The sequence below is a fragment of the Arthrobacter sp. Br18 genome, from assembly GCF_000520555.1.
Taxonomy (GTDB): Bacteria; Actinomycetota; Actinomycetes; order Actinomycetales; family Micrococcaceae; genus Arthrobacter_D.
This window is the reverse complement of record NZ_KI914890.1, coordinates 56,831-61,146: the sequence shown is the minus strand read 5'-3', so window position 1 is coordinate 61,146 and position 4,316 is coordinate 56,831. Positions and strand designations below refer to the sequence as shown.

4 protein-coding genes are annotated in these 4,316 nt (G+C 67.1%); 2 read left to right on the top strand and 2 right to left on the bottom strand.

Translation table 11 applies throughout. From position 1 onward, the window contains the following. Window positions 1–105: 105 nt before the first annotated feature. Both Y704_RS21870 and Y704_RS0115505 read right to left on the bottom strand, forming a co-directional pair. Window positions 106–885, bottom strand: coding sequence for a potassium channel family protein (locus Y704_RS21870; RefSeq protein ID WP_081747705.1), 780 nt, complete (start codon window positions 883–885; stop codon window positions 106–108). Continuing rightward, window positions 882–1,556 carry a potassium channel family protein gene (locus Y704_RS0115505; RefSeq protein ID WP_026550794.1) on the bottom strand — a complete coding sequence of 225 codons (675 nt, stop codon included), beginning with the start codon at window positions 1,554–1,556 and terminating at the stop codon, window positions 882–884. Before Y704_RS0115505 ends, Y704_RS21870 begins: the two co-directional genes overlap by 4 nt. 127 nt (window positions 1,557–1,683) lie before the next feature. Here Y704_RS0115505 and Y704_RS0115500 point away from each other — a divergent pair, with 127 nt between their 5' ends. Together Y704_RS0115500 and Y704_RS25405 are read left to right on the top strand one after the other, a co-directional pair. Beyond that, window positions 1,684–3,660, top strand: coding sequence for an APC family permease (locus Y704_RS0115500; protein WP_026550793.1), 1,977 nt, complete (start codon window positions 1,684–1,686; stop codon window positions 3,658–3,660). Window positions 3,661–3,664: 4 nt separating this feature from the next. Beyond that, window positions 3,665–4,316, top strand: a 652-nt coding sequence (locus tag Y704_RS25405) for a TRAM domain-containing protein (RefSeq protein WP_035773048.1), incomplete at its 3' end; no start/stop codon positions are given.

Genomic DNA, 4,316 nt, shown 5'->3' with positions numbered 1-4,316 from the left:
CGATGCGGTACGAGCCGAGAGGGTAGACATCGGGCTTGCCGCCCCGAGCCGCAGCCACCACTCGCAACCACGCCCCGACAGATCACCATCCCAAGCGACACACCACTAGGGCACCGCTGAAGAACCCCCACGCTCCGTCACCACAGGCCCTTCGGGCGCTGACCCTTCGGGCGCTGACCCTTCCTGTGTCGGATTGTCCTGCGCCGCATCTTCCTGCGTCGGATCGTCCCGGGCCGAGAGAGCTGTGCGCAGGGCGTCCTCCGCCGCGATGGCCGCCAGGAAGAACACCTCGTCGCCGGCCTCCACGATGTCGTCGGGGCTCGGCGTGATAGGGGCGTCGTCGCGCAGGATCGCCACCACCACGCAGTCCTCGGGGAGGGCGATGGCGCCCACCGTATTTCCCACGAGCGGTGAGTCCTGCGGCACCGTGAACTCGACGATCGACGAAACCCCGGCCTGCAGGGTCAGAAGCCTCACGAGGTCACCGATCTCCACGGCTTCCTCCACCAGGGCGGTCATCAGGCGGGGCGTGTTGACGGCGACGTCCACACCCCAGGAATCATCGAACATCCAGTCATTCTTCGGATTGTTGACACGGCCTACGGTGCGGCCCACACCGAACTCGCTCTTGGCCAGCAATGACACCACGAGGTTCACCTTGTCGTCGCCGGTGGCGGAGACCACGACGTCGGCCTCGTCCAGCCGGGCATCCTTCAGCGTGGTCAGCTCGCAGGCATCACCGATGAGCCATGTGGCGCCCTTGAGGCCACTTCGCCCCACCACTTCGGGCTTCTCGTCGATCATGAGGATCTCGTGCTTGTTGGACAGCAGTTCCCGGGCGATGGATGAGCCGACACTTCCGGCCCCGGCAATGACCACTCTCATTCGGCTTCCTCCTGCGGTCCCTTGGCGAGGACCCGTGCGATTTCGTCGGTCGCCGTCGTCCTCATCATGGCGTGGAGGATGTCACCCTGCTGGTAGCTGGTTTCGTCAGACGGCAGGATGCCCTCGCCGAAGCGGGTCAGGTAGGCGATGCGGACCCCGCCGGCTGCCTCGATGTCCCGGACGGAACGGCCCAGCCAAGCGTCGTTCAGGCCCAGCTCTCCGAGGATCAGACGGCCCGAGGTTTCGCGGAAGTCGCCGTTGATGCTCTGTTCCGGCAGGATGCGCCGCAGCACCTGGTCGGCGCTCCAGCGCACCGCCGCGACGGTGGGGATGCCGAGGCGCTGGTAGATCTCCGCGCGCCCCGGATCGTAGATGCGCGCCACGACGTGGGGGACATGGAACGTCTCGCGGGCAACCCGAGTGGCAAGGATGTTGGAATTGTCACCACTGGAGACGGCGGCGAAGGCATACGCCTTCTCGATGTCAGCCTGCTTGAGCGTGTCCCGGTCGAAGCCGACGCCGGTCACTTTCCTGCCGCCGAAGGAGCCACGCAGCCGGCGGAACGCGTGGTCGTCCTGATCGATGATGGCGACCGTGTGGCCGGACTCGTCCAGCGTATGGGCAAGGCTGACGCCCACCCTGCCGCACCCCATGATCACGAAATGAGCCACCGAGGGCACCCCTGTCTGCTGCATCTGTCTACTGCATTGTCGAGGCGGCCATCCGGCATGTTCCGGCCTGCCGCCTGCGTCAAGCCTAATGGGTTGGACAGGGACCAAAGGCGCTAGTCTGTGGGCTGTGCTGACTTTTTTCGAGGCCGTCAAGCGGGTGCTGGTGGGCAAGCCGTTCTCCAGCGACCAGTTGCGTCAGCGAAGCCTGCCGCGCCGGCTGGCCATGCCTATCTTCTCCTCCAACGCCTTCTCATCGGTGGCATACGCCCCGGATGAGATCCTCCTCACCCTCGCCCTCGCGGGGGTTGCCGCCGTCGCTGTTTCACCGTGGGTGGGCCTGGCCGTCATCGTGGTGCTACTGGTGGTCATCGCGTCCTATCGACAGGGGGTCCGCGCCTACCCGACGGGTGGGGGCGACTATGAGATCGCCAAGCGGAATCTCGGTGCTCGGGCCGGCGCCACGGTGGCTTCCGCGCTCATGGTCGACTACGTGCTGACGGTGACGGTCTCCGTCTCCGCAGCGGCCCAATACCTCGTGGCACTGGCGCCGGGCCTCGTGGAGTTCCGTGTGCCACTCGCCGTTGCGGGCGTAGGGATCCTCGTACTCCTCAATTTGAGGGGATCGGTCGGCGGCGCGCGGACAAGGGCCGTCCCCACCTACATCTTCCTGGCCGCCATCGCGGGCCTGTGCCTTACCGGGCTGATCCAGGCGCTCACCGGAACCCTGAGTGAGGCCCCCAGCGCCAGATTCGAGATCATTCCGGACCCCGCCTTCGAGGCCGGCCTCGTCGGATTGGCCGGAGCCCTGCTGGTCCTGAGGGCCTTCTCCGCCGGCGCGGCGGCGCTCACCGGCGTCGAAGGACCGGGCTCGAACGTGCCGAGCTTCCAGGCCCCCAAGGGCGCCAACGCCGCGTCAACGCTCCTTGTGCTCGGAGTGGTATCGGCGGCAATGCTTGCGGGTGTCATCTACCTCGCGAACGCCGCCAAGGTCCACGTGGTGCAGAACCCGGCCACCCAGCTCCTGCTGGACGGCCGGCCGGTGGCGGGGGAGTACATCCAGCACCCGGTGGTCAGCCAGCTCGCGTCGACCGTGTTCTCCACCGGGTCGGTGCCGTTCTACCTCGTCGTTGCGGCGACGGCCCTGATCCTGATGCTCGCGGGGCACGCAGCGTTCACGGCCTTTCCCGTCCTCGCATCGATCCTGGCTGCCGACGGCTACCTGCCCCGGCAGTTGAGCACGCGCGGCGACCGCCTGACGTTCAGCAACGGCATCCTCGCGCTGGGACTCGGCGCGGCCGTGCTCATCCTGATCTTCCGCGCCGACGTCACCGCGCTCGTCCAGCTCTACATCGTCGGCGTCTTCGTTTCCTTCACCGTGGGCCAACTCGGGCTGATCAAGCACTGGACGCGGATCCTGCGCAGCACCGTGGACAAACCCGAGCGGTGGCGGATGCGCAAGTCACGGGCCATCAACACGCTCGGTTTCACCCTCACCGCGGCCGTCCTGGTGGTGGTCCTCGTCACGAAGTTCGAGTTCGGCGCCTGGATCGCCGTCCTCGCCATGGGTGGGCTGTTCATCATCATGCGCGGCATCAAGCGCCACTATGACGCCGTCGCCGAGGAGCTCGCCATCGACGACGCCGTGAGACTCCGCGCGCTTCCCTCCCGGGTCCATGCCGTGCTGCTCGTCTCGCATGTCCGCAAACCGGTGCTGCGGGCGCTCGCGTTCGCGCGCGCTTCCCGCCCGTCGAGGCTCGACGCCGTCATCGTGGACGTGAACCCCGAACAGACACGGCGTACCCTTGAGGATTGGGAGAAGTTCGAGATTCCCGTCCCCATCACGGTTCTCGCCTCGCCCTACCGCGACACCATCACGCCCATCCTCGACTACATCCGCACGATGCGCCGGGACTCGCCCCGGGACCTGATCGTGGTGTACATCCCCGAATACGTCGTGGGGAAATGGTGGGAGCAGCTTGTCCACAACCAGACGGCGCTGCGCATCAAGACCCGCCTCCACTTCGTTCCGGGAGTGATGGTGGCCAGCGTTCCCTGGCAGCTCGCGTCATCCGACGCCGCGCAGAACTTCCAGAACCCTAAGTGAGGCCATGACTTCCGAATCCGGCAATGCACCCGCGCATCCAGGCACCCCTGCTTCCCTGCCCTTCGACGCCGCCCCGCTGCGTGATGTCTCCATGGAACGTCCGGCGCACGGTGGCCACTTCGTTGCGCGGATCGACGGCCGTGTGATCTTCGTCCGGCACGCGCTGCCGGGCGAGAAGGTCCGGGTCCGGCTGACCGAGCAGGACGACGATGCGAGTTTCTGGCGCGGTGACGTGGTCGAGGTCCTCGAGCCCTCCCCGCACCGGGTTGCCCACCCCTGGCCCCTTGCGGACTCGCTCAAAAGCGCAGCGCGGGGCCAGCCGCCGGTGGGCGGCGCCGAGTTCGGCCATATCGCCCTCGCCGAGCAGCGCCGGATCAAGGGTGACATCTTCGCCGAGCAACTGTCCCGTCTCGCCGGCGTCGAGCGGCGGATCGAGGTGGAGTCGGTGCCCTCCGAGTCCCCCGATGGGCTCGGCTGGCGCACCCGCACTGCATTCGCCGTGAACGCCTCGGGCCGGCTCGCCATGCACGTGCACCGGTCCAACGACCTTGTGGCCGTCACCTCGATGCCTCTCGCCGTGGAACCGATCACTGCCCTCGAGCTGTGGAAGATCGACTTTTCGGGCATGGACCGCGTGGATGTCGCAGCGGGTTCCG

What these genes read in the sequence shown, in the direction of transcription:
- Y704_RS21870 (WP_081747705.1), bottom strand. Translation starts at nt 885, where the DNA reads ATGAGAGTGGTCATTGCCGGGGCCGGAAGTGTCGGCTCATCCATCGCC.